This window comes from Streptomyces sp. NPDC048288 (assembly GCF_043201555.1).
GTDB lineage: Bacteria > Actinomycetota > Actinomycetes > Streptomycetales > Streptomycetaceae > Streptomyces.
The window spans coordinates 180,823-204,850 of the sequence record NZ_JBICZD010000008.1 but is presented as its reverse complement, the minus strand read 5'-3'; the positions used below and the strand labels follow the sequence as shown (position 1 = coordinate 204,850).

Genomic DNA, 24,028 nt, shown 5'->3' with positions numbered 1-24,028 from the left:
GGCGATGGCACGGAACATCCAGTCGCTCGAACGGGCGGCCGCGATGCTGCGGCTGCTCGCGGGCGGCGAGCGACGGCTCGGCCTGTCCGACATCGCCTCCTCCCTTGGCCTCGCCAAGGGCACCGCCCACGGCATCCTGCGCACCCTCCAGCAGGAGGGGTTCGTCGAACAGGACGACACCTCCGGGCGCTATCAGCTGGGCGCCGAGCTGCTGCGGCTGGGCACCACCTATCTGGATGTGCACGAGCTGCGGGCGCGGGCGCTGGTGTGGACGGACGACCTGGCCCGGTCCAGCGGGGAGAGCGTCTACCTGGGCGTTCTCCATCAACAGGGCGTACTGATCGTGCACCACGTCTTCCGGCCCGACGACAGCCGGCAGGTGCTGGAGATCGGCGCGATGCAGCCGCTGCACTCCACGGCCCTGGGCAAGGTGCTGTCGGCCTACGACCCGGTGGCGCACAGCGAGGCCCTGGAGGCCGACCGCAAGCCCTTCACCGACCGGACCACCTGCGAGCTGGACGCCTTCGAGCACATCCTCGACATCACCCGCGCGCGTGGATACGCGGCCGACGTGGAGGAGACCTGGGAGGGCGTGTCCTCCGTCGCGGCGCCGATCCACGACCGGCGGCGCATGCCGGTGGGCGCGGTGGGCATCACGGGCGCGGTGGAACGGCTCTGCAAGGACGGGGAGTTGCGGCCCGACCTGATCGCCGCGGTGCGGGACTGCGCCCGCGCGGTGTCGCGGGACCTGGGCGCCGGACGGTTCTGACCGGGCGCCACTGATCGACGACCGAGGCCGGTTCGCGTGTCGGCGAACCGGCCTCAGTCGTACCCTGAAACGGACAAAACTGGATGAATCCCCAGTTCAGCGGGGCTATCGCGGCACACCCGACACAGGACCCGACAAAGATCGACATCTCACAGCAATCAATAACGATCGCGTTTTCGATAACAGAACTCTTGACGTGCGCGTAACGCCGGAGCAAGACTCCCGTCCATCGGTCGGCATTGTCGAACACCTACCGGCAATACGCGCTAGAGTGTGACAACGCCAAGGGCCGGCAACATCGCTCTCACCCCCGAGGGCAGCTCGAACTCCCGGAGGGACCCGGGGTTCGGTCCCCTGGACGAAGGACAAAGGAGTCGCGGGTGTCCAGCTCCGACATCTTCATCGGCGAGACCATCGGTACCGCCATACTCATCCTGCTCGGCGGCGGTGTGTGCGCCGCCGTCACGCTCAAGGCCTCCAAGGCCCGTAACGCCGGCTGGCTCGCCATCGCCTTCGGTTGGGGCTTCGCCGTCATGACGGCGGTCTACATCTCCGGACCGCTGTCCGGTGCCCACCTCAACCCGGCCGTCACCGTCGCCCTCGCGATCAAGAACAGCGACTGGAGCAACGTCCCGGTCTACTTCGCCGGACAGCTGCTCGGCGCCATGATCGGCGCGGCCCTGGTGTGGGTCGCCTACTACGGCCAGTTCCAGGCGCACCTCACCGACAAGGAGATCGTCGGCGGTCCGGGTGCCCAGGCCACCAAGGTCAAGGCCGTCGAGGCCCAGGAGACGGGCGCCGGTCCGGTGCTCGGTATCTTCTCCACCGGTCCGGAGATCCGGAACGCCGTGCAGAACCTGGCCACGGAGATCATCGGCACCGTGGTGCTGATCCTCGCGGTCCTCACCCAGGGTCTCAACGACAAGGGCAACGGCCTCGGCGTCATCGGCGGCCTGATCACCGCCTTCGTGGTCGTCTCGATCGGTCTGTCGCTCGGCGGCCCGACCGGCTACGCGATCAACCCCGCCCGTGACCTCGGTCCGCGGATCGTGCACGCGCTCCTCCCGCTGCCCAACAAGGGCGGTTCCGACTGGAGCTACGCCTGGATCCCGGTGGTCGGTCCGCTGATCGGCGCGGCCATCGCCGCAGGGATCTACAACGTCGCATTCGCCTGAGAAGCAGATCAAGCTAAGAAGCAGATCCGGCTCACAAGCAGACACGCGCCGTACGTACCGCCTCCACACCACGGACCTCTGAGGAGCACACAGTGACCGACGCCCACACCGCAGGCCCCTTCATCGCCGCGATCGACCAGGGCACCACCTCCAGCCGCTGCATCGTCTTCGACAAGGACGGCCGTATCGTCTCGGTCGACCAGAAGGAGCACGAGCAGATCTTCCCGAAGCCGGGCTGGGTCGAGCACAACGCCAACGAGATCTGGACCAACGTCCAGGAAGTCGTCGCCGGGGCCATCCAGAAGGCCGGCATCACCCGCGACGACATCAAGGCCATCGGCATCACCAACCAGCGCGAGACCACCGTGCTGTGGGACAAGAACACCGGTGAGCCCGTCCACAACGCCATCGTCTGGCAGGACACCCGCACCGACGCCCTCTGCAAGGAGCTCGGCCGCAACGTCGGCCAGGACCGCTTCCGCCGCGAGACCGGCCTCCCCCTCGCCTCCTACTTCGCCGGCCCCAAGGCCCGCTGGCTGCTCGACAACGTCGACGGCCTCCAGGAGCGCGCCGAGGCGGGCGACATCCTCTTCGGCACCATGGACACCTGGGTCATCTGGAACCTGACCGGCGGTGTCAACGGCGGCAAGCACGTCACCGACGTCACCAACGCCTCCCGCACCCTTCTCATGAACCTGCACACCACGCAGTGGGACGAGAAGATCGCCGAGTCCATCGGCGTGCCGCTGCAGATCCTGCCCGAGATCCGCTCCTCCGCGGAGGTCTACGGCGAGGTCACCGGCGGCAAGCTCGGCGACCTGCTCGGCGGCATCCCGGTCGCCTCCGCGCTCGGCGACCAGCAGGCGGCCCTGTTCGGCCAGTGCTGCTTCTCCGAGGGCGAGGTCAAGTCCACCTACGGCACCGGCACCTTCATGGTGATGAACACCGGTGACAAGATCATCAACTCCTACGCGGGCCTGCTGACCACGGTCGGCTACAAGATCGGCGACCAGCCGACCGTGTTCGCGCTGGAGGGCTCGATCGCCGTCACCGGTTCGCTGGTGCAGTGGATGCGCGACCAGATGGGCCTGATCTCCACCGCGGCCGAGATCGAGACGCTCGCGCTCTCGGTCGAGGACAACGGCGGCGCGTACTTCGTGCCGGCCTTCTCCGGCCTGTTCGCCCCGCACTGGCGCTCCGACGCCCGCGGTGTCATCGCCGGCCTGACCCGGTACGTCACCAAAGCGCACCTGGCCCGCGCCGTCCTGGAGGCCACCGCCTGGCAGACCCGCGAGATCGCGGACGCCATGGTGAAGGACTCCGGCGACGAGCTGGTGGCCCTCAAGGTCGACGGTGGCATGACCGCCAACAACCTGCTGATGCAGCAGCTCGCCGACGTCCTGGACGCGCCCGTGGTGCGCCCGATGGTCGCCGAGACCACCTGCCTCGGCGCCGCCTACGCCGCCGGCCTCGCCGTCGGCTTCTGGTCCGGTACCGACGAACTGCGCGCCAACTGGCGCCGGGCCGCCGAATGGACCCCCCGCATGGACGCGGAGACCCGCGACCGTGAGTACAAGAACTGGCTCAAGGCCGTCGACCGGACCATGGGCTGGATCGACGACGACGAGAGCTGACGAGAGCGCACCAGCTCTCACGATCGAGCTCTGACGAGGAGTAAGAACCCGACATGACCAGTCAGTCCACCCTGCAGTCCGTGCCTGCCCTGGGGACGCACCCGGCCTCCGGCTCCAACCCGAGCCGGGCCGAGACCAGGGAGCAGCTCTCCAAGGCGTCGTACGACCTTCTCGTGATCGGCGGCGGCATCCTGGGCATCTCCACCGCCTGGCACGCCGCGCAGTCCGGTCTGCGGGTGGCACTGGTCGACGCCGGCGACTTCGCCGGCGCCACCTCCTCCGCCTCCTCCAAGCTTCTCCACGGCGGTCTGCGCTACCTGCAGACCGGCGCGGTGAAGCTGGTGGCGGAGAACCACTTCGAGCGCCGTGCGGTCTCCCGCCAGGTGGCCCCCCACCTGGCGAACCCGCTCACGTTCTACCTCCCCGTGTACAAGGGCGGTCCGCACGGCGCCGCGAAGCTCGGGGCGGGCGTCTTCGCCTACTCCGCGCTCTCCGCGTTCGGTGACGGCGTCGGGCACCTGCTCTCTCCCGCCAAGGCGGCGCAGGACGTGCCCGAGCTGCGCACCGAGAACCTCAAGGCCGTCGCGGTGTACGGCGACGACCAGATGAACGACGCCCGCATGGCGCTGATGACGGTCCGCGCGGCCGTCGAGGCCGGCGCGGTCGTCCTCAACCACGCCCAGGTCACCGGCCTGCGCTTCACCAAGGGCCGGGTCACCGGCGCCGACCTGAAGGACGCGGTCTCCGGCGAGGAGTTCGGGGTCAACGCCCGGCTCGTGCTCAACGCGACCGGCCCCTGGGTCGACCACCTGCGCAAGATGGAGGACCCGAACGCGGCCCCCTCCATCCGCCTCTCCAAGGGCGCGCACCTGGTCCTGAAGCGGACCGCGCCGTGGAAGGCCGCGCTCGCCACCCCCATCGACAAGTACCGCATCACCTTCGCCCTCCCCTGGGAGGACATGCTCCTGCTCGGCACCACCGACGAGGAGTACGAGGGCGACCCGGCGGACGTCGCCGTCACCGAGAAGGACATAGCCCAGATCCTGGACGAGGCCGCGTTCTCCGTCCGGGACCAGCAGCTCCAGCGCGACCTGATCACCTACGCCTTCGCCGGCCTGCGGGTGCTGCCGGGCGGCCCCGGCAGCACCGCCAAGGCCAAGCGGGAGACCGTGGTCACCGAGGGCCGGGGCGGCATGCTGTCCGTCGCGGGCGGCAAGTGGACCACCTTCCGGCACATCGGCCGCACCGTGATGCAGAAGCTGGAGGCGCTGCCGGGCCACCCGCTCGGCGACGACTTCGAGCCCATCGCCTCGCTGCCGAAGAAGCTGCCGCTGCCCGGTGTCGCCAACCCCCGCGCGGTCGCCCACCGCCTGCTGGTGGACAACCCGGCGCCCGGCCCGCGGATGGCCGCCGACACCGCCAAGCACCTGGCCACCCACTACGGTTCGCTGGCCTTCGACATCGCCCGGATCGCCAACGAGCACCCGGAGCTGGCCGAGCGCGTCCACCCGGACGCCCCGGAGATCTGGGCGCAGGTCGTCTGGGCCCGCGACCACGAGTGGGCCGAGACCACGGACGACGTGCTGCGCCGCCGCACCACCCTGACGATCCGCGGCCTGGCCACGGACGACGTCAAGGCCAAGGTCCAGGACCTGCTCGACAAGAAGTGACACGAAGCAGCGCGCAGCGGCGCGAGACGGGCGGTGTGCCGGGTCACCCCTGACCGGCCCGGCATCCGCTGACGTCCCCACCCCCGCCGTACCGGGGGCGGGCGACAGAAGGGGCGGCTCCCATCCCCTGGGGAGCCGCCCTTTCGCATGCCTGCGCCCTCGCATACGTATGCCTGAGCCCCATGCCCGGGGAATCTGCTGCGCCTCCGCATCGCACCACCAACCGCCCCCCCGAACACCACCGCACGCTCCCTCGCACGTGTTTCGAACAGCCGGTTCTCCGAGACCCCGGCGGCTACAACGGGTCCTTCCAGTACCGCACGTCCGCGCGTCCGTACGGCGGTACGCGGCAGAGACGGCGGACCGGCCCCCGGGGAGCGAACATGCAGGGCGGATGGCACAGTGCCCGGGTGCGGCGGCGCGTGGCGTTATCGGCATGCGCGGCGGCGCTGGGGGCGCTCACGGGGGTGCTCCGGTTCTGGCGGCACGACGCGGCGACCGAGGGCGTCCTGATCTCGGCGATCGGCACCCTGGTGTCGGTCGCGGCGCTGGTGGCCGACGTACTGCGCGGCGACGCCGACCCGGCTCCGGCCCCCGCCGAGGAGCAACGGCGACGGGCCGCCGACGCGCTGGCCGAGGCCGTACGCGAGCAGTGGGCCGCCGAGGCACGCCTGCGCCGCCTCCAGGACCCCGAACCGATCGACGTCCCCTGGACCCCCGCGGACCGACGCCTCGCCGACCATCCGGAGAACGCACGCGGCATCGGTCAGCCCGGCGACCGGGACCGAGACCGTAGCCGGGATCGGGACCGGGACGGCAGCCGGGCGCGGCGGGTGCCGGGGGCGCGGGTGTCGCGGGTTGAGGGTCTGGCGGGGGTGTTCGCGGCGCGGCCGGGGCGGCGGCTGGTGGTGCTCGGGGGGCCGGGGGCGGGCAAGAGTGTGCTGGCGGTGCGGTTCGTGCTGGCGCGGCTGGCCGGGCGGCGGCCGGGCGAACCGGTGCCGGTGATCTTCCCGCTGGCGGGCTGGGATCCGCGGCGGACCGGGCTGCGGGAGTGGCTCGCGGAGCGGCTGGCGGCCGAGCACCGGCCGCTGGCCGCCGTGACCGACGGCACCCGCACCCTCGCCCGCGGCCTGCTGGACGCGGGGCTGGTCCTGCCGGTGCTCGACGGCTTCGACGAACTGGCCCGGCCCGCCTACGGGGAGGCGGTACGACGGATCAACGCCGGTCTCGACGACGACCTGCCGCTGCTGCTCACCAGCCGGGCCACGGCGTGGGCGACCGCGGTGGCCGAGGGCGACGTCCTGACCGCCGCCGAGGTGGTCGAACTCCGGCCGCTCGACCTCGCGCAGGCCACCGCGCATCTGGAGCGCACGGCGCGGCCGCAGCGGACGGCGGACGGGACGGACGCCACCGTGTGGACGCCGGTGGTGGCGGAGTTGGCGCGGCACCCGCACTCCCCGGCGGCCACGGCGCTCACCACTCCCCTGATGGTGGCCCTCGCCCGCGCGGTGTACGGCGACACCTCCCGGGATCCCTCGGAACTCCTCGACACCGCGCGCTTCGGGTCGGCGGCCGCCGTCGAGGAGCATCTGCTCGGGGCGTTCGTGCCGGCCGCCTACGCGGACGCGGACCCGAACGCCGCCTCGGACGCGGCACGGCACCTCGCCCTGCTGGCACGGGAGTTGCACCGCCGGGACACCGGACGGCTGGCGTGGTGGGAGCTGGAGTCGCTGCTGCCGCGGGCCCTGCGGGTCTTTGCGCCGGGGCTGCTGTCCATGGCCGTGCTGTCCGCGCTGCTGCTGCCGGTCGCGGTGACCCGCGCGGTGCGTGAACTGGCCGGTGTGGAGGACCTGTTGTCGCTGGTCGCCACGCTGGTGGGGCAGGCGTCGGGGTTCGCGTTCGGGGTGGCGTGGCTGCTGCCGGACGGCGGGGGCGAGCCGGACCGGCGGTTCCTGGTCCGGCAGGGGCTGACCGTCGTCGGGGTGAGCGGGGCGCTGTGGGCGGCCTTCGCGTACGCCGACGACCTGCGGTTCGGCTTCCGCTTCGGTTCGGTGACCGACGGCTGGCTGCCCGATCTGCTCGGCGGCTGTCTGTTCTCCTTGTTGTTCACGCTGTTCTTCGGCATCGCGGGGCTGCCCCGGCGGCCGGTGCCGCTCGGCCTGCCGTGGAGCGGCACCGGCGAGCGGCTCTGGGCCCGGCTGTGCGGGGCGGCCCTGCTGCCGGCCGGAGCGGGCACGACGGCCGGGGCGGTGCTGGGCCGGCCCGGCGGTCCCTGGCCGGTGCTGGTGGGCGTCACGGCCGCCGCCGCGGGTACCGCGCTGCTGGTCAGCGGTGTCCGCCGGGCCGGCCGGGAGGGCGCGCTGGTGCCCCGGGGCGGGCGGGTCGTACGACGGTTCGCGACCGGGGTGGTCCGGGGTACGGCCGTCGCGCTGCTGACCGGTGTCACCGCGTGCACGCTGGCGGGGCTCGCCGCCACGGGGGTGACCGTCCTCAAGTCCGGTGCCGCGCCCGATCTCGCCGGACGGCAGGTCGACGGCTGGCGGTTCACCGAGCACGCCGGAGTCAGGACGGCCGCCCTCGAACGGCCGCTGCGGGGCACGCTGTTGGTCCCCGGCGACGGGGCGCGGCCGATCGCCTACCCGCCCGGAGCGGTGCCGCCGGACTGCACGGTCCCGCTGGTGCACGGCCGCCACTGCGCGGGGTTCCGGGCCGCGGACACGGTGTTCGAGTCCCGGGGCGGCACGGTCGTCGTACGTCTCGCGCCGGACGGCACCGACGGTCCTGCGGTGGTCGCGTACGCGGCCGATCTGCGGTCGGTGCTGCCGCCGGACGCGCGCGCCTGGCTGACCCGGGGGCCGGCGTGGGGTCTGCTGGCCCGCTGTCTGCCGCCGTTCGTGGCGGGCGGAGTCGTCGTGGGCGTGGTGGGCGGGTGCGTGTGCGGGGTGTACCGGGCGCTGAGCGTGCCCTCGGACACCATGCGGGCGCCCGGTCCCGGGTCCGCCCTGCGCACCGACCGGACGGCGTCCGTGACCCGGGGCGGGGTCGTCGCCCTGGTGGTGGCGTGCGTCTGTGTGCCGGTGACGCTGGTGCCGGGCGACTGGGGCGGGCTGGTGCACGTCGGTACCCAGCTGTGGCTGCCGCTCGGCACGGCCGCGGTGGCGCTGAGCGCGTGGGGCAGGCTGGCCGTCGCCCGGGGCTGGCTCGCGGTGACGGGGCGGCTGCCCTGGCGGCTGATGGCGTTCCTGGAGGACGCCCACCGGCGGGGTGTGCTGCGGCAGTCCGGGGCGTACTTCGAGTTCCGGCATCTGCGGCTGCAGTCGTATCTCGCGAACGGAACCGCCGACGCCGCACCCGAGGTCTTTCCCGCCGGACCGCCCGGACCGTCCGGACCGCCCGGGCCGCGCGAGGCGGCCGACGGGCCGGTCCGGGAGCGGGGCGGCAGGCCCGGCTAGCCGACGAGCTCCCGGACCGCTTCGGGAGACGTCAACTCGTCGCGCCGCACGATCAGTTCGCGTCCGAGCAGCAGGGCGCGCCGGGAGGCCGGGGCCGGGTCCGGCAGGGTGGTCAGGTCGGTGAGGTGGGCGAAGCCGATGACGCGGCGGACGATCTCGGTGCCGGCGAAGCCCAGCGACTCCGTCCAGACCCGGCGCAGGAAGCGGTCCAGGTAGGCGTCGTCGAAGAAGGTGTCCACGCGGGTCGGCCACAGCCCGCGGAACGTGGTCTCGAACGCCTCCCAGGACAGCCGGAGTTGGTCGGCGTGGTCGGACAGCGTGCCCAGGACGCGGGCGCGTTCCTCCGAGACCAGGGTGTTGGCCCAGTACAGGCCGAGGTCGAAGCCGATGGGTCCGACGAAGGAGAACTCGGGGTCGAAGACCCGGACGACGGGGGTGCCCGCGCGCTCGCCGACCATGATGCTGCCGGTGTGCAGGTCGCCGTGGAGGAGGGCCTGGGCGCTGGTCATGAAGGTGTGGCGGAGGTCGGCGACCTCGGTGCGCAGCCGGGCGTCGGCGCGGAACTCGGCGGCGAGGTCGTCGAGTTCGGGCAGCCAGTGGTTGTGCTCGTGCTCGACGTAGGGCTCGGAGAGGACGACGTCCTCGGTGATCTCGCAGAGTTCCGGGTTGACCGAGGCGGCGATCAGGGCCTTGCGTTCGGCCGAGGGGAGGCCGAAGTCGCTGGTCGCGAAGGAGAGCTGGGCCACCAGTCCGCCGATCCGGGGGGAGGTGACCGGGCCGTACGCGGCGCCCTCGTTGAGGACGGTGCGCAGCACCTCCAGGTCGGAGAGGTCCTCCATGACCAGGGCGTGGTTCTCGGGGTCGTAGCCGTGGATCGCGGGGACGGTGTCCGGGGCGACCTTGGCGAGCTGCTCGTAGGCGCGGGCCTCGGCGTCGGAGCGGTCGGGGCTCAGCGGCCAGGACGGCCCGGCCACCCGTACCCACGGCAGCGCCTGCTTCAGGGCGAGGCCGCGGGTGCCGGCCCGGTCCGAGGCGAGGAAGACGCGGTTGACGTTGCCGTCGGAGACCTCGCGGACCTCGATGTCGGCCGGGTCGTCCCAGTGGCCGCGCTCGCGCAGGTAGGCCGGGATGTCGGCGGTCTCCAGGATGCGGTAGCCCATCGTCTCGAACTTCCTTATGCGGTGCGGCGCTTGGACAGGGTGAAGCTGAAGACCAGGGCGAGGATGAGGACGGCGCCCTCGACCACGTCCTGGGTGTAGTACGGCAGGCCCTTGATGGTCAGGCCCGTGGTGATGATGCCGATCAGGACGGCGCCGAGGGCGGTTCCCCACACGTTCGGGCGACCCCTGCCGAGCACGGAGGTTCCGACGAGGGCGACCGCCACCGCCTCCAGCAGCTGGGAGGTGCCGGCCGAGACGTCGCCCTGGCCGATCCGGGAGGCCAGGATCAGCCCGCCGACGGAGGCGAGGACGCCGGACAGGACGTAGGCCAGGGCGCGGTAGCCGCCGACGCGGATGCCGGCCAGCCGGGCGGCCTCCGGGTTGGCGCCGATGGCGTAGAGCACCCGGCCCCAGCGGGTGCGGGCCAGGAACACCCAGGCGGCGACGGTGAGTCCGCCGAAGATCAGTACGGAGACGGGGATGCCGAGGACCGTGCCGCGGTCGATGCGCAGGAACCCGGCGGTGAACCTGCCGGGGGCGGTCGTCCCGTCGGACTCGGTCATGCCCGGGGTGATGGACTGGCCGTCGACCAGGATGAGCTTGCCGCCCTGGATGACGAACATGGTGCCCAGGGTGGCCAGCATGTCCGGGATCTTCAGTACGACGATCAGCAGCGCGTTGAGCAGTCCGGCCAGGGCGCCCGCCGCGAGGACGGCAAGGACGGCGACCGTGCCGACCTGGTTCTGGATCACCATGGTCTGGGCGGCGACGGAGACACCGAGTCCGGCGACCGCGCCGACGGACATGTCCATCCCGCCGACGGCCATGGTGAGGGTGACGCCGAGGCCGAGGATCGCGGCGACGGAGACATAGCGCAGGGTGTCGAGGAGGGTCGCCGACTCGCGGAACGAGCCCTCGGTCAGGGCGAAGTACGCGAAGAGCGCGACCGTCACGAAGATGAAGCCGTACTTGATGACGGCGTCCTGGACGCGCACGGCGTTCGCGGGCCGGGCCGGGCTCTCGGTGCCCCGGGTGATGGTGGTCATGGGTGCTGCTTCCTTCGGCGGCCGGGTGTCGGAGGGGCTAGACGGACACGGCGATGGTCTGGATCACGCGGTCGCGCTCCGCGTCCTCGCCGTACGCGTCGAGGTGGATCTCGCCGGCCGCGAGGACGACGACGCGGTCGGCGACCTCCAGCACCTCGTCGACGTCGGCGGACAGGACGAGCACGGCGGCGCCCTCGGCGGCCAGGGCGCGGGCCCGGCGGCCGATGTCCCGGCGGGCACCGATGTCCACCCCTCGGAACGGTTCGTCCAGGATGAGGACGCGGGGGGTGCGGGCGAGCCAGCGGCCGACGACGACCTTCTGCTGGTTGCCGCCGGAGAGTTCCTCGATCGCGCTGTGCTCGTCGCGGGCCACGACCCCGAGGGCCAGGGCGGTGTCCCGGCCGAGGGCGTCCTCGCGCGGGCGGCTCACCAGACCGGCCCGGGAGAGGGACCTGAGGAACGGCAGGGAGATGTTCTGGGCCAGTGACCAGCCGGGGACGAGGGCGTCGGTGTGCCGGTCCTCGGGGACCAGGTGGACGCCGGCCCGGATGGCGTCGGCGGGGCGGCGGGGCGCGTAGGCCCTGCCGTCCAGTTCGGTGGTGCCGGTGCGGAAGGGCTCGGCGCCGAACAGGCCGCGGGCCAGTTCGGTCTTGCCCGCGCCCAGCAGGCCCACGACACCGGTGACCTCGCCGCCGCGCAGGTCGAGGTCGAGCGGGGCGCGGCCGTCGAGGAGCCGGACGCCGCGCAGGGCGAGGACGGTCTCGCCCCGCTCCCCCTCGCGGGCCGGGCGGGCCGTCCGGGCCTCGTGCGCCTGGGCGAGCATCGCGCGCAGGGCCGTGTCCCAGTCGAAGGGCTTCGCCTGGTCGTCGGTGAGACGGCCGTCCCGCAGGACGACCAGCCGGTCGGCGAGGGCGTCGATCTCGCCGAGGCGGTGGGAGACGTAGAGCACGGCGATGCCGTCGTCGCGCAGCTTCTCGACGAGGGCGAAGAGCCGCTCGGCCTCGGCGGCCGACAGGGCGGAGGTGGGCTCGTCGAGGACGAGCAGCCGGGGGCGGGTGGCCAGGGCGCGGGCCAGGATCAGCAACTGCCGGTCGGAGATACCGAGTTCGGTGACGTCCTGGCGGAGGACCGGATCGGGCCAGTCCAGGCCGAGGCCGGCCTGGATCTCGCGGGCGCGGGCCAGGGTGCGGGCGCCGCCGAGGAAGGGGTTGCCGCGCCGCTGGGCCAGCTCCTCGAAGACCAGGTTCTCCGCGACCGTGAGGCCGGGGACGATGCCCTCGCCGATGCGCTGGTGCACCGTCTGGATGCCCAGCCGGCGTGCGGCCAGGGGCGACTGGAGCGCCACGGGCTCCCCCGCGACCCGCACCTCGCCCCCGTGGTCCCTGTGCACGCCGGACAGGATCTTGATCAGGGTGGACTTTCCGGCGCCGTTCGCGCCGAGCAGCGCGACCACGCTGCCCGGGGCGATGTCCAGCGAGACGGACTCCAGGACCGTCTTTCCGCCGAAGGCCATGCTCACGTTCCGCAGCGCGACCGCGGGAGCGGTGTCAGTGGGCGACATTGGGGATCCAGTCCGCGGTGCCGACCTGGGAGAGGTTCAGCGCGGGCAGGGCGGTGCGCAGCTGGTCCATGTTCTCGATCTTGTTCTTGAGCAGGAAGTCGCGGGTGATGGCGACGGCCGGGAACTCGACGGAGGTCCTGCCCAGTTGGCCGGCCAGTTCCAGCGCGGTGGTGCGGACCACGGCGGCGCCGACGGCGGACGGGTCGGTGCCGGCGGTGGCCACCCACGGGCTGTCGGCGGCGGTCATGTTCTGGATGTCGGCGTTGGAGACGTCCGCGCCGAAGACCTTCACCTTGTCCTGGAGCTTCTTGTTCTGCACGGCGAGGACGGTGCCCTTGGCGAGCTCGTCGTAGGGCGCGAAGACGCCGGTCACGTCGGAGTGCTGGGTGAGCGCGGCGGAGACCAGGGGAACGTTGTCGGTCGCGGTGGAGTCGGTCACCTTGCCGACCTTGAACTCCTGCGTCCACCCGTTGGACGTGAGCGCCTTCTGCCAGACGGTGTCGCGCTTGTCGAGGGCGGCGTAGCCGGCCACGTTGACGTACCCGACCTTGGTGTTCCTGCCGACCGTCTCGGCCATCACGTCGAGGACGGCCTGGGCCATGCTGGCGTCGTCCTGTTCGGTGCTGACCACGGACTTGTTGGTCTGGTCGACGTCGTAGACGACGACCTTGATGCCCTTCTTCACCGCCTGGTCGATCTCCGGCTGGATGGTGGCCGGGAAGCCGTGGTCGACGATGATCGCCTGCGCGCCGGAGTTGATGGCGGAGGAGAGGTCGGTGGCCTGCTTGGCGTTGTCGGCCTGGGCGTCGTACACGGTCAGGTCGATACCGAGGGCCTTGGCCTGCGCCTTGGCGCCGTTGCCCCACTGCTCGAAGTAGTCGCCGGCCCCGCTCTGCCGGACCAGGGCGACCTTCACCGTGCCCTTGCTGAAGGGGGCCGGCTTCTTGCCGGTGGCGGCGGAGGCCGAGGCCGCGGTGGAGCCGGTGCTCTTCGAGGCGTCCGTGGACTGCGAGCAGCCGGCGAGCAGGAGGGCGGAGACGGAGGCCAGCGAGAGCGCGGCAAGGGGCAGACGGGCACGGGACATGACGGGGCTCCAGGTGCAAGGGGTGGCGCAAAGCGGGAAGGAGGGTGCTTGAACCGGAGCTGGGCAGGGCGGACGCCGGCCACACGGAGAGGGCGGGCACGCGCCGCAACAGGGCGCGTCGGGGCTCCGGATGAGGTCAGCGACAGCTGGCCGTGGTCGACCGGAGCAGGTCCACGTACAGCCGCCGCACGAGCAGCAGCGTCTTCATACGCAGATCATGAGAACGGTTTCAGCCACCCGTCAAATGATGGGGAAGCGTTTTCTCGACATGTGGGACAACGACTACGTCACACCTGGTCGTCCCGGTGGGTGGCGTTACCATCACGGGACCGGCACCCGCCCCGCCCCAGTGAGGCCCTGATGACGACCGCACGCGTAACAGCGCAGCGCATGCCCCGCATGCACCGCTGTACCCGCGCGCTGTGTCGCGCCTGACCACTGCCCCGCGAGCCGTCCACCCACTCTCTCCCTTCCGTCCGCTACCGTCTCGGTATCCGGACATCCCTCCCTCTTCCCTGGAGTTGCCGCCATGACGCTGCTGACTACCTGGGCCGAGTCCGGCCCCGACACCGTGGTGCGCCGTACCTCGGACCCCGCCGAGATCACCGAGGCGCTCAAGCCGCTGGGCGTGCGCTACGAGCAGTGGCCGGTCCGTGCGGACGTCCCCTCCGACGCGGACAGCGAGACCGTGTTCGCGGCGTACGGCCCCGAGATCGACAAGCTCAACGCCGAGGAGGGCTTCACCACCGTCGACGTCCTCGGGCTGCACCCCGGTGACGACCCCGAGTACCCGGTGAAGGCGAAGGCCGCGCGCGAGAAGTTCCTCCAGGAGCACACGCACGACGACGATGACGAGGTCCGGTTCTTCGTCTCCGGCTCCGGCATCTTCTATCTGCACGTGAACGGTGAGGTGCACGCCGTCTACTGCGAGAAGGGCGACCTGCTGGGCGTGCCGCGCGGCACCACGCACTGGTTCGACATGGGCACGAGGCCGTCGTTCACCGCGATCCGGTTCTTCCACGAGGAGGACGGCTGGATCGGCAACTTCACGGGGTCGTCCATCGCGGGGCGGTTCCCGGACTACGACACGATCGCGGCGGGGTACGCGGCCGACAAGGGTGCGGTGTGACATACCACTATGACGTGGACGCCGTGGTGCTCGACATCGAGGGCACCACGAGCGCCACGGGGTTCGTGGTGGACGTGCTGTACCCGTACTCGCGCTCGCGTTTCGGAGCGCTGCTCTCCGAGCGGAGCGGTGATCCGGACGTGGCGCGGGCGGTGGCCCAGGTACGGGAGCTGACGGGCGATCCGGAGGCCGACGCGACGGCCGTCGAGAAGACCCTCAACGCGTGGCTGGACGAGGACCGCAAGGTCACACCCCTGAAGACCCTTCAGGGTCTCATCTGGGCGGAGGGCTTCGCCCGCGGCGACCTGGTCTCGCACTTCTACGACGACGTCGTCCCGGCGCTGCGCGCCTGGCACGCGGCCGGAGCGCGCCTGTACGTCTACTCGTCCGGCTCGGTGGCGGCCCAGCGGGCGTGGTTCTCGGCCACCCCTCGGGGCGATCTGCTGCCCCTGCTGTCCGGGCTGTACGACACGGAGAACGCGGGGCCCAAGCAGGAGGCGGAGTCGTACCGCCGGATCGCCGAGTCGGCCGGGATCGCCCCGGGCCGGCTCCTCTTCCTCTCCGACCGGCCCGGCGAGCTGGACGCGGCCCGGGCGGCCGGATGGCACGCCGTGGGGATCCGACGCCCCGGCGAGCCGCACTACGAGCAAGGCGTCGGCGACCACGCGCAGGCGGGGACGTTCGACGAGATCACCGTTTCGAGGAGCACCACGTGAGCGCCGACATCACCGCCCGCGACCTGGAGGAGGCGGGGGCGGTGCTCGCCGCCGAGTCCGCCCGGTTCGCCGACTTCGGCTGGATGCGGGGCACGTCCGGCAACCTGTCGGTCGTCCTGTCCCGCGACCCGCTGCGCCTCGCGGTCACCGCGAGCGGCCACGACAAGGGCGAACTGACGCCCGCGGACGTGGTGCTGGTCGACGGGGCGGGGGCCGCCGTACGGGGCGGGAAGCCGTCCGCGGAGGCCGAACTGCACGCGCGCGTGGCGGCCCTGACCGGGGCGGGCGCGGTGGTGCACGTCCACACGGTGGCCTCCGTCGCCATGGGCCACCGCCACCCGGGCGGCATCGTCTTCAGGGACCTGGAGATGCTCAAGGGCGTCGGCCAGCCCGCCCACGACGTCGAGGTGACCCTGCCGGTCATCGCCAACAGCCAGGACATGAGGGAACTCGGCGACCGCCTGGAAGCCGCCCGTAACCCGCGGATGCCGGCCGTGGTCGTGGCCGGCCACGGCCTCTACGTCTGGGGCGAGACCCCCCGCCAGGCCCGCCACCACACCGAAGTCGTGGAGTGGCTGCTGGAGTTGGAGCTCACGGCCAAGTAGCCGAGGCCACGAGTCGGGGGCCGGCGGACATTCCGCCGGCCCCTCGTCGTCGTCGGGCGCCCCTCGGGCGTCTATCGCAGCCTGTCCCCCGGCAGTTCGCCCGCCGAGATCTCCAGGACGCCCCGCTCGGTGACCAGGCCGGTGATCAGGCGGCCGGGGGTGACGTCGAAGGCGGGGTTGTGGCCGCGGGACTCCGCGGGGGCCGTGCGGTGGCCGGCCCACTCCAGCACCTCGGTCTCCGAGCGGAGTTCGATGTGGATGTCGGCGCCGGTGGCGGTGGCGAGGTCGACCGTGGTGGTGGGGGCGGCGACGAGGAACGGGATGCCCGCGTCGGCGCAGGCGAGGGCGACGCCCACGGTGCCGACCTTGTTGGCGGTGTCGCCGTTGGCCGCGATGCGGTCGGCGCCGACGATCGCCGCGTCTATCTCGCCGCGCAGGATGGTGCCGGCGGCGGCCCCGTCGGCCTGGACGTAGTGCGGTATGCCCTCCTGCACCAACTCCCAGGCGGTGAGCCGGGATCCCTGGAGGAGGGGGCGCGTCTCGTCGGCGTACACGACCTCCACGCTGCCGCGGGAGTGCAGTTCGCGGATGACGCCGAGCGCCGTGCCCCAACCCGCCGTCGCCAGCGCGCCGGTGTTGCAGTGGGTGAGGATGCGCAGCGGGCGGTCCGCGCCGGCCTTCTTCAGCAGCCACTCGGCGCCGTGCACGCCCATCGCGCGGTTCGCCTCGACGTCCTCGCGCTGGATCGCCGCGGCCTCCGCGAGGACCGCGTCGAGCCCCTCGGCGAACCGGGTCATCACCCGGTCCACGCAGACCATCAGGTTGACGGCGGTGGGGCGCGCCTCGCGGACGCGGGCGACGGCCGCGCGGACCTCCGCCTCGGTCCAGCCCTCGCGCTCGCCCTGGAGCAGCGCGAGCGCGACACCGTAGCCGCCGGCCGCGCCGATCGCGGGGGCGCCCCGCACCACGAGCCGTTGGATGGCATCCACCAGAGCGTCCACATCGTGGACAGGGAGGGTCTCCGTGCGCTGCGGAAGCAGGGTCTGGTCGATGAGCGCGAGACCGGTTCCGGTCCACTCGACGGCGCGCAGTTCCTGGGACATAACGGGACACTCCTGATGTTCCGATGGTGTCCGACACCGTACATGACCTCGAAGAACCACAGTTCGAGACGGTAGAACGGGTGGCCGGAAACGGGTGTTACAGTCCAGCACCTGCATTCCACAGGACGACACCCGCATCCCGCAGGGCGAGACGACGAAGGAGGAACCGTGCCGCTCACCAAACGCCGCTTCCTCGACTTCGGTCGCTGCGCCGGCGACGGCTGTCGACGCTGACTCTCCCCCCTCAGCGTCCTCTTCACCACCTCACCTCGCGCGCTCCAACGGCGGAGCGCGTCTCGCCGTACCCGGAAGGTCCCCGGAGGGTCCCCATGCGCCGCAGACACCGCCGCTCCCTGCAACTCGCCGCCGCCACCGCGCTCCTGGCCACCGCCGCCACCGCCTGCAACGCGGCGGCCAAGAGCGACACCGCGGACAGCGCCTCGGGCGCATCCGGGACGTCGTTCACGCTGGTCACCCCGGACGCCGTCGGCCAGAACGAGTTCCTGAAGCTCGCGGTCACCGGCATCAAGGACGCGGCGAAGGCGCACAGCGGCTCGCAGAAGGTGTACGAGTCCACCGACACCGCCTCGCAGCAGCAGAACGTGCAGGCCGCCGTGGCCGCGGCGCCGGACGTGATCGTGCTCGTCGGCTTCGAGTTCGCCGACCTGGTCGCCCAGCAGGCCAAGGCCCACCCGAAGCAGCAGTTCCTGATGATCGACGCCTGCACGACCAAGACGTTCACGAACGTGAGTTGCGCGGTCTTCCGGGAGCACGAGGGCGTCTATCTCGCGGGCGCCGAGGCGGGGCTGCTCAGCGAGTCCGGGAAGGTCGGCGCGGTCGACGTGCTCGACACGCCCCAGTTCCGGCGCTACAGCGACCCGTTCGCGGCCGGCGCCCAGAAGGTGGAGGCCAAGACGCAGACGTCCACCCGCTTCGTCGGCGGCCAGTCGCCGTTCGACGACTCGGCGCGCGCCAAGGAGCAGGCGAACTCGCTGCTCGCCAAGGGCACCGACCAGATCATGGCGGCGGCCGCGGCCGGCAACTACGGCGTCTTCGAGGCGGCCAAGGCCAAGGGCGCCTTCGCGTACGGCGTCGACGTCAACCAGTGCCCCTCGTCCCCCGGCACGGTCGTCGACAACGTGATCAAGCGCACGGACGTCGCCGTCGAGAAGGGCATCGACGCGGTCCTCGGCGGCAAGGCCGGCACCACCGTGTCGTACGGCCTGAAGGAGGGCGGCATCAGCCTCACCGGTCTGGAGGCCGGGGTCGACTCGTCGAAGTGCGTGATCGCCCAGCACAAGGACGTGCTCGCCGAGGTGAAGGCGCTGCGCGACCAGATCGTCGCCGGGAAGCTGACGGTCGATGACCCCGCCGCAGGCTGACCCCGAGGTCGCCGTCGAACTCCGGGGAATCACCAAGCGGTTCCCCGGCACGCTCGCCAACGACTCCGTCGACCTCACCGTCCACCGGGGCGAGATCCACGCGCTGATGGGCGAGAACGGCGCGGGCAAGTCCACGCTGATGGCGGTCCTCTACGGGATGGAGCGTCCGGATGCCGGGACGGTCCGGGTCGACGGTCGAGCGGTGGACTTCGCCGGGCCGTCCGGTGCCATGGCCGCCGGACTGGGCATGGTCCACCAGAGTTTCCAGCTGTTCGACTCGCTGACGGTCGCCGAGAACGTCGTCTACGCCGCCGAGCCGCGCCGCTTCGGCCTGGTGGACCGGGCCGCCGCCCGCCGCCGGGTGGCTGAACTCGCCGCCGAGCACGGGCTCGCCGTCGATCCGGACGCCCGGGTCGGCGACCTGCCGGTCGGGCTGCGGCAGCGGGTGGAGATCCTCAAGCTGCTGCACCGGGGCGCCCGAACGCTGATCCTCGACGAGCCGACGGCCGTTCTCACGCCGGCCGAGGCGGACGCGCTGTTCGCGGTGCTGAAGTCGCTGGCCGCCGAGGGCCGTTCGGTGATCCTTGTCACGCACAAGCTGCGCGAGGTGCTGGAGGGCAGCGACCGGGTGACCGTGCTGCGGGACGGCCGGGTGGTCGCCCGGCTGGTCACCGCCGAGACCTCCGCCGACGAGATCGCCGCCGCGATGACCGGCCGCGCGGTGGAGCTGGACCGGGTCCATCCGCCGGGCACGCCCGGTGAGGTCGTCCTCGACGTGCGGGGCCTGGCCACCGACGGCGTACGGGACGTCGGTCTCACCGTCCGGGCCGGGGAGATCGTCGGCATCGCGGGCGTCGCGGGCAACGGGCAGAGCGAGCTGGTCCAGGCGCTGGCCGGGCTGCGGCCCGCCACCGGCGGCACGGTCACCCTCGGCGGCGCGGACATCACCCGCGCCTCGGCCGCCGAACGCCGGGCCAAGGGGCTCGCCTACGTCCCCGAGGACCGGCACGCGGTCGGTACGGCCCCGGCCGCCTCGGTCGCCGACAACCTCGCGATGGGCCACCACCGTACGAGCCTGTCCGCCCGGGGTCTGCTGCCGCCGTCCGCCGTCCGCGCCCACGCGGGCCGGCTGATCGAGCGGTTCGGCATCAAGGCGGCGAGCCCGGAGGTGCCCGCGTCCGCGCTCTCCGGCGGCAATCTGCAGAAGCTGCTGATCGGCCGCGAACTCGCCCACGAGGCCCCGCTGCTGCTCGTCGAGCAGCCGACGCGCGGGGTCGACATCGGCGCCGTCCAGAACATCCACGACCAGCTGATCGCCAGTCGCGACGCAGGCCACGCCATCCTGCTGATCTCCGCCGAACTGAGCGAGATCCGCGGGCTCGCGGACCGGGTGCTGGTCATGTACGAGGGCCGGATCACGGCGTCGTACCCGAAACACGAGGCCGACGAGCGCTCCCTGGGGCTTGCCATGGCGGGCGGCCGGGAGCCGGCGGAGGCCGCGGACTGACATGAACTCCCCTGTGTACGAACGGATATCGGGGGCCGTGCGGTCCCCCGTCACCTTCTCGGTGCTGGCCGGAGTGGTCATCGGCGCCCTCTTCCTGCTCGGCACCGGCGCCGACCCGGTCACCGCGTACGGCGCCGTCCTCACCGGCGCGCTCGGCGCCGACGGCATCGGCTCCACGCTGTCCACCGGCACCAGCGTGCTCGGCATGGCGCTGGCACTGGCGATCCCGCTGCGGGCCGGGCTGATCAACCTGGGCGGCGACGGGCAGCTGGTGCTCGGCGGCATCACGGCCGCCGTGACCGGCCTGTACGTGCCGGGGCCGGCCCCGCTCGCCGTCGTACTGGCGCTGCTCGCGGGCATGGCGGCCGGCGCCGGCTACGCGGCCCTGGCCGCCCTCTGCGAGAACCACCTGGGCGTTCCGCTGCTGGTCAGCAGTCTGCTGCTGAGCTACCCGGCGGTGTCGCTGGCCTCCTATCTGGCCCGCTACCCGCTGAAGGAGCCCGGCTCCAGCCTGCCCCAGACCCGGGCGCTCGACGACGGCGTGGCGCTGCCCGCGTTCGGCGACTCGACGGTGACCGTCGGGCTGCTGCTGGTGCTGGCGGCCGCCGCCGCGTACTGGTTCACCGACCGGCGCACGGCCTTCGGCTACGAGATCCGGATGACCGGTCTCAACGCCCGGTTCGCCGCGTACGCGGGTGTCGAACGCCGTGGTCTGACGCTGCGGCTGATGGCGGTGTCGGGTGCGCTGTCCGGACTCGTGGGCGCCATCGGGGTGTTGAGCTTCCCGTACCGTTTCGTGGACGGGTCGCTGACCGCGCCCGGCTACACCTGGACGGGTCTGACGGCCGCGCTGCTCGCCGCCGCGGCCCCGTTCGGCACGGTGGTCGCCGCGTTCTTCTTCGCCGTCCTCCAGGTCGGCGGCCTCGCGATGGAGCGGACCACCGAGGTGCCGCGTGAGCTGACACAGGTGCTGCAGGCGATCGTGATCGTGTTCCTGGCGGCCCGACTCCGGTTCCCCGGCCGTCTGTTGCGGCTTTTCCAGAAGCGGGAGGCCGCGTGATGTTCCTCGACTCCGATCTCCTGATGTCGGCGCTGCGCGCACTCACCCCGATCCTGCTGGCCGCGCTGGGCGGCGCCCTGTGCGAGCGGGCCGGCGTGTTCAACATCGGTCTCGAAGGCATGATGCTGCTCGGCTGCTTCACCTCGGTGGCGACCAGCTGGTTCACCGGCAGCGCCTGGCTGGGCGTGCTGGCCGCCGCCCTCGCCGCGGCCGCCTACTCGCTGATCCTGGCCGTGGGGGCGGTGACCCTGAAGGGCGACGCGGTGGTCCTCGGCATCGCGATGAACCTGCTGGCGGTGGGCCTGACGAGTTTCCTGCTGCGTACCGTCTTCGGCGTGCAGGGCACCTTCGACGACCCGTCCCTCGCCGGGCTGCCGCTCGTCGGGGGCCTCACGCCGCTCGCCTATCTGGCGTTCGCGGCGGTGGCCGTGGCCGCGGTGCTGCTCTCCCGGCATGTGTGGGGGCTGCGGCTGCGCGGGGTCGGCGAGGCGCCCCGGGCGGCGGCCTCGCTCGGGGTGAGCCCGGTGAAGTACCAGTACGGCGCGGTGCTGGCCTCGGGTGTGCTGTGCGGGCTCGCGGGAGCCCAACTCGCGCTGGGCAACGTCACCCTGTTCTCCGAGAACATGACGGCGGGACGCGGCTGGATCGCCGTCGTCGCCGTGCTGCTCGGGCGGGCCGCGCCGCTCGGGGTGCTGGCCGCCGCGCTGCTGTTCGGGCTCGCCGAGGCGGCCGGCTTCCGCCTCCAGGGAGTCGGGCTGCCGCAGCAGGCGACCGACGCCGCGCCGTACGTCGTCACGCTCGGCGCCCTCTTCCTCTCGACGGCCCGCCGCCGTCGCCGTACCCCCTCTTCCGGAGCTGCCGTATGACGCAGGACCAGCTGCCCATCACCCGAATACCGCGCACGGGGCTGCCGGCGCACGCGATCGTGGTCGGGGACCCGGCGCGGGCGGCGGCGGTGGCCGCGCTGCTCGACGGCGCGGAGGAGGTGTCGTACCACCGCGAGTACCGCGTGTTCAGCGGGAGCTGGAAGGGACTGCCGGTGGCCGTCGCCTCGCACGGGGTGGGCGCGCCGGGGGCGATCCTGCTGTTCCAAGAGCTGGCCGACGCGGGGGTGCGGACCTTTGTGCGGTTCGGTACGGCCGGGGCGATGAAGCCGGGGATCGACGACGGCGACCTGGTCATCGCGGAGGCGGCGGTGCGGGACGACGGGGTGACGCAGCAGTTGCTGCCGCCGGAGTATCCGGCGTACTCCGCCCCCGAGGCGGTGTTCGCGCTGCAGAGGGCGGCGCGCGCGGCGGGCGCCCCGCACCACCGGGGCGTGGTGTGGACGCGGGCGGCCTTCCAGCCGGGACTGCTGCCGCTGTTCTCCTACCAGGGGGCCGGTCTTGCGGCGATCGAGATGGAGTTGTCCGCGCTGCTGGTGACGGCCTCGCTGCGCGGTCTGGTCGCGGGCGGGGTGCTGGTCGTCGACGGGGCCAACGCCGACGAGCTGGTCGACGAGGCGGCGACCGGCGGCTACGACCCGCACCGCGAGGTCGTCGCGGCCGGCGTCGAGCGCGGTGCGCTGGTGTCGCTTGAGGCGCTGCGGCTGCTGGCGGAGGAGAACCCGGCGTGAGTGTCGACCTGTTGGTGCGGGGCGGGGACGTCCTCACCGTGGACGAGGGTTCGACCGTCGTACGGGACGGGGCGGTCGCCGTGCACGAGGGGAGGATCGTGGCCGTGGGGGCGGCCGGGGAGCTCGCCGAGCGGTACCCGGCCCACGAGACGATCGACGCCGAGGGCTGTCTGGTGCTGCCCGGACTGGTCAACGCGCACACCCACCTCGCCATGACCCTGCTGCGCGGCCGGGCCGACGACGTCACCCTCCAGGGCTTCCTGGAGCGGGTGCTGACGTGGGAGGCCCGGCTGCTGGCGCCGAAGAACGTGGCGGCGGCCGTACGGCTGGCGGTCGCCGAGAGCGTACGGGCCGGGGTCACCTCGGCGCTGGACATGTACTGGTTCCACGAGGCGGCCGAGACGGCGGCCCGCGAGGCGGGCTGGCGGCTGCACACCGGGCCCACCTTCATGGACGTGCCCGAGCCGCCCGACGGCCTCGCCCACGAGGAGCGGCTCGCCTGGGCGCGACGCGACCTGGAGGCGCGCGGGGACGCCCGGCCCGGGCACCGGCCGGTGGTGTTCGCGCACTCCGCCTACACCCTCTCCCCCGCCCAGCTGACCGAAGTGTTCGCACTGGCCCGGGAGTTCGGGGCGCTGGTGCACATCCACGCGGCCGAGAACGGCACCGAGGTGGCCACCGTCGAGGTCAAGTACGGCAAGCGGCCGGTGGAACTGCTGGACTCGCTGGGGCTGCTGGGCCCGGACGTGCTGCTCGCGCACGCCGTCGACCTGACCGGGCCGGAGATCGCGGCCATCGCCCGCACCGGGACGGCGGTCGCCCACTGCCCGGTGTCGAACCTGAAGCTGGGCTGCGGGATCGCGCCGGTGCCCCGGCTGCTGGGCGCCGGGGTCACCGTGGGGCTCGGCACCGACGGGGCGGTCAGCTCCAACTCGCTCGACGTGCTGGGAGCGGTGCGGCAGGCGGCGCTGGTGCACAAGGCGGGCGGCGACCCCACGGCGGTCGGTGCCGAGCAGGCCGTGCGGATGGCGACGATCGAGGGGGCGCGGGCGCTCGGCCTCGGCGATCAGCTGGGGTCGCTCGAGGTCGGCAAGCGGGCCGATCTGATCGTGGTCGATCTCGGCGCGCCGCATCTGCGGCCCCTGCACGACCCGTGGTCGACACTGGCGTACGCGGCGCACTCGGCGGACGTGCGGGACACCGTGGTCGACGGGCGGGTGCTGATGCGCGGCCGTGAGCTGCTCACGCTGGACGAGCGGGCCGTGCTGGACGACTTGGCGGCGGCACTGTGAGAACGTTCCGGGCACGGCCTGACCAGGTCGCATAATGGGGCTGAGACATCGGATGTCTGGGCGACAGG

The 24,028-nt window shown here is 72.5% G+C and carries 19 protein-coding genes; 14 read left to right on the top strand and 5 right to left on the bottom strand.

Translation table 11 applies throughout. The features are described from left to right. The first annotated feature begins 4 nt into the window (after positions 1–4). From ACGFZS_RS28515 to ACGFZS_RS28495, 5 genes are all read left to right on the top strand, one after another. Positions 5–769 carry an IclR family transcriptional regulator gene (locus ACGFZS_RS28515; protein ID WP_365685502.1) on the top strand — a complete coding sequence of 255 codons (765 nt, stop codon included), beginning with the start codon at positions 5–7 and terminating at the stop codon, positions 767–769. 380 nt (positions 770–1,149) lie between these two features. Next, positions 1,150–1,944 (top strand): MIP/aquaporin family protein, encoded by a 795-nt coding sequence (locus tag ACGFZS_RS28510; protein ID WP_355716715.1) that lies wholly within the window; start codon positions 1,150–1,152, stop codon positions 1,942–1,944. A gap of 92 nt (positions 1,945–2,036) precedes the next feature. After that, entirely contained in the window at positions 2,037–3,578 is a 1,542-nt protein-coding gene (gene glpK / locus ACGFZS_RS28505) for a glycerol kinase GlpK (protein WP_359209257.1), read from the top strand. A gap of 53 nt (positions 3,579–3,631) precedes the next feature. Next, positions 3,632–5,248 (top strand): FAD-dependent oxidoreductase, encoded by a 1,617-nt coding sequence (locus tag ACGFZS_RS28500; protein WP_393661530.1) that lies wholly within the window; start codon positions 3,632–3,634, stop codon positions 5,246–5,248. A gap of 422 nt (positions 5,249–5,670) precedes the next feature. Beyond that, positions 5,671–8,700, top strand: coding sequence for an NACHT domain-containing protein (locus tag ACGFZS_RS28495; RefSeq protein WP_393797516.1), 3,030 nt, complete (start codon positions 5,671–5,673; stop codon positions 8,698–8,700). Here ACGFZS_RS28495 and mtnK read toward each other — a convergent pair. From mtnK to ACGFZS_RS28475, 4 genes are read right to left on the bottom strand one after another with little or no spacing between them, the layout of a single operon-like run. Continuing rightward, on the bottom strand, positions 8,697–9,860 hold the full coding sequence (mtnK, locus tag ACGFZS_RS28490) for an S-methyl-5-thioribose kinase (protein ID WP_393797515.1): 1,164 nt from the start codon (positions 9,858–9,860) through the stop codon (positions 8,697–8,699). The genes ACGFZS_RS28495 and mtnK overlap by 4 nt on opposite strands. A 14-nt stretch (positions 9,861–9,874) precedes the next feature. Then, the gene (locus ACGFZS_RS28485; protein WP_393797514.1) at positions 9,875–10,906 is read right to left on the bottom strand and encodes an ABC transporter permease; all 1,032 of its coding nucleotides are present in this window, start codon (positions 10,904–10,906) and stop codon (positions 9,875–9,877) included. Between the two features lie 37 nt (positions 10,907–10,943). Beyond that, positions 10,944–12,467 carry a sugar ABC transporter ATP-binding protein gene (locus tag ACGFZS_RS28480; protein ID WP_393797513.1) on the bottom strand — a complete coding sequence of 508 codons (1,524 nt, stop codon included), beginning with the start codon at positions 12,465–12,467 and terminating at the stop codon, positions 10,944–10,946. After that, complete coding sequence (locus ACGFZS_RS28475; protein ID WP_393797512.1) at positions 12,454–13,551, bottom strand: substrate-binding domain-containing protein; 1,098 nt, start codon at positions 13,549–13,551, stop codon at positions 12,454–12,456. The genes ACGFZS_RS28480 and ACGFZS_RS28475 overlap by 14 nt, the downstream gene beginning before the upstream one ends. A 529-nt stretch (positions 13,552–14,080) precedes the next feature. On the opposite strand from ACGFZS_RS28475, the gene ACGFZS_RS28470 reads away from it, so the two are divergent. Genes ACGFZS_RS28470 through mtnB form a run of 3 tightly spaced genes read left to right on the top strand, consistent with a single transcriptional unit; the run spans position 14,081 to position 16,001 of the window. Further along, a complete protein-coding gene (locus ACGFZS_RS28470) occupies positions 14,081–14,680 on the top strand; it encodes an acireductone dioxygenase (RefSeq protein ID WP_393797511.1) in 600 nt (199 codons plus the stop codon). Then, positions 14,677–15,396, top strand: a complete 720-nt coding sequence (gene mtnC, locus ACGFZS_RS28465) for an acireductone synthase (protein WP_393797510.1) — start codon at positions 14,677–14,679, stop codon at positions 15,394–15,396. Before ACGFZS_RS28470 ends, mtnC begins: the two co-directional genes overlap by 4 nt. Further along, a complete protein-coding gene (gene mtnB / locus ACGFZS_RS28460; protein WP_393797509.1) occupies positions 15,393–16,001 on the top strand; it encodes a methylthioribulose 1-phosphate dehydratase in 609 nt (202 codons plus the stop codon). Before mtnC ends, mtnB begins: the two co-directional genes overlap by 4 nt. Before the next feature lie 71 nt (positions 16,002–16,072). Here mtnB and mtnA read toward each other — a convergent pair whose 3' ends face one another. Continuing rightward, positions 16,073–17,104 carry an S-methyl-5-thioribose-1-phosphate isomerase gene (mtnA, locus tag ACGFZS_RS28455; protein WP_393797508.1) on the bottom strand — a complete coding sequence of 344 codons (1,032 nt, stop codon included), beginning with the start codon at positions 17,102–17,104 and terminating at the stop codon, positions 16,073–16,075. A 329-nt stretch (positions 17,105–17,433) separates the two neighbouring features. Here mtnA and ACGFZS_RS28450 point away from each other — a divergent pair, with 329 nt between their 5' ends. From ACGFZS_RS28450 to ACGFZS_RS28425, 6 genes are read left to right on the top strand one after another with little or no spacing between them, the layout of a single operon-like run. Then, a complete protein-coding gene (locus ACGFZS_RS28450) occupies positions 17,434–18,486 on the top strand; it encodes a BMP family ABC transporter substrate-binding protein (RefSeq protein WP_393797507.1) in 1,053 nt (350 codons plus the stop codon). Continuing rightward, positions 18,467–19,993 carry an ABC transporter ATP-binding protein gene (locus tag ACGFZS_RS28445; RefSeq protein ID WP_393797506.1) on the top strand — a complete coding sequence of 509 codons (1,527 nt, stop codon included), beginning with the start codon at positions 18,467–18,469 and terminating at the stop codon, positions 19,991–19,993. Before ACGFZS_RS28450 ends, ACGFZS_RS28445 begins: the two co-directional genes overlap by 20 nt. Before the next feature lies 1 nt (position 19,994). Further along, positions 19,995–21,053 carry an ABC transporter permease gene (locus ACGFZS_RS28440; RefSeq protein ID WP_393797505.1) on the top strand — a complete coding sequence of 353 codons (1,059 nt, stop codon included), beginning with the start codon at positions 19,995–19,997 and terminating at the stop codon, positions 21,051–21,053. Next, complete coding sequence (locus ACGFZS_RS28435) at positions 21,053–21,919, top strand: ABC transporter permease (RefSeq protein WP_393797504.1); 867 nt, start codon at positions 21,053–21,055, stop codon at positions 21,917–21,919. Before ACGFZS_RS28440 ends, ACGFZS_RS28435 begins: the two co-directional genes overlap by 1 nt. Next, a complete protein-coding gene (locus tag ACGFZS_RS28430; protein ID WP_393797503.1) occupies positions 21,916–22,668 on the top strand; it encodes a nucleoside phosphorylase in 753 nt (250 codons plus the stop codon). Before ACGFZS_RS28435 ends, ACGFZS_RS28430 begins: the two co-directional genes overlap by 4 nt. Then, positions 22,665–23,960, top strand: a complete 1,296-nt coding sequence (locus ACGFZS_RS28425; protein ID WP_393797502.1) for an amidohydrolase — start codon at positions 22,665–22,667, stop codon at positions 23,958–23,960. Before ACGFZS_RS28430 ends, ACGFZS_RS28425 begins: the two co-directional genes overlap by 4 nt. Positions 23,961–24,028 lie beyond the last annotated feature (68 nt).

Bases quoted from the DNA above. Each gene is read 5' to 3' on its own strand.
- ACGFZS_RS28515 (WP_365685502.1), top strand. From the start codon at position 5: ATGGCACGGAACATCCAGTCGCTCGAACGGGCGGCCGCGATGCTGCGG.
- ACGFZS_RS28500 (WP_393661530.1), top strand. From the start codon at position 3,632: ATGACCAGTCAGTCCACCCTGCAGTCCGTGCCTGCCCTGGGGACGCAC.
- mtnK (WP_393797515.1), bottom strand. From the start codon at position 9,860: ATGGGCTACCGCATCCTGGAGACCGCCGACATCCCGGCCTACCTGCGC.
- ACGFZS_RS28485 (WP_393797514.1), bottom strand. From the start codon at position 10,906: ATGACCACCATCACCCGGGGCACCGAGAGCCCGGCCCGGCCCGCGAAC.
- ACGFZS_RS28480 (WP_393797513.1), bottom strand. From the start codon at position 12,467: ATGTCGCCCACTGACACCGCTCCCGCGGTCGCGCTGCGGAACGTGAGC.
- ACGFZS_RS28475 (WP_393797512.1), bottom strand. From the start codon at position 13,551: ATGTCCCGTGCCCGTCTGCCCCTTGCCGCGCTCTCGCTGGCCTCCGTC.
- ACGFZS_RS28470 (WP_393797511.1), top strand. From the start codon at position 14,081: ATGACGCTGCTGACTACCTGGGCCGAGTCCGGCCCCGACACCGTGGTG.
- mtnA (WP_393797508.1), bottom strand. From the start codon at position 17,104: ATGTCCCAGGAACTGCGCGCCGTCGAGTGGACCGGAACCGGTCTCGCG.
- ACGFZS_RS28450 (WP_393797507.1), top strand. From the start codon at position 17,434: ATGCGCCGCAGACACCGCCGCTCCCTGCAACTCGCCGCCGCCACCGCG.
- ACGFZS_RS28445 (WP_393797506.1), top strand. From the start codon at position 18,467: ATGACCCCGCCGCAGGCTGACCCCGAGGTCGCCGTCGAACTCCGGGGA.
- ACGFZS_RS28440 (WP_393797505.1), top strand. From the start codon at position 19,995: ATGAACTCCCCTGTGTACGAACGGATATCGGGGGCCGTGCGGTCCCCC.
- ACGFZS_RS28435 (WP_393797504.1), top strand. From the start codon at position 21,053: ATGTTCCTCGACTCCGATCTCCTGATGTCGGCGCTGCGCGCACTCACC.
- ACGFZS_RS28430 (WP_393797503.1), top strand. From the start codon at position 21,916: ATGACGCAGGACCAGCTGCCCATCACCCGAATACCGCGCACGGGGCTG.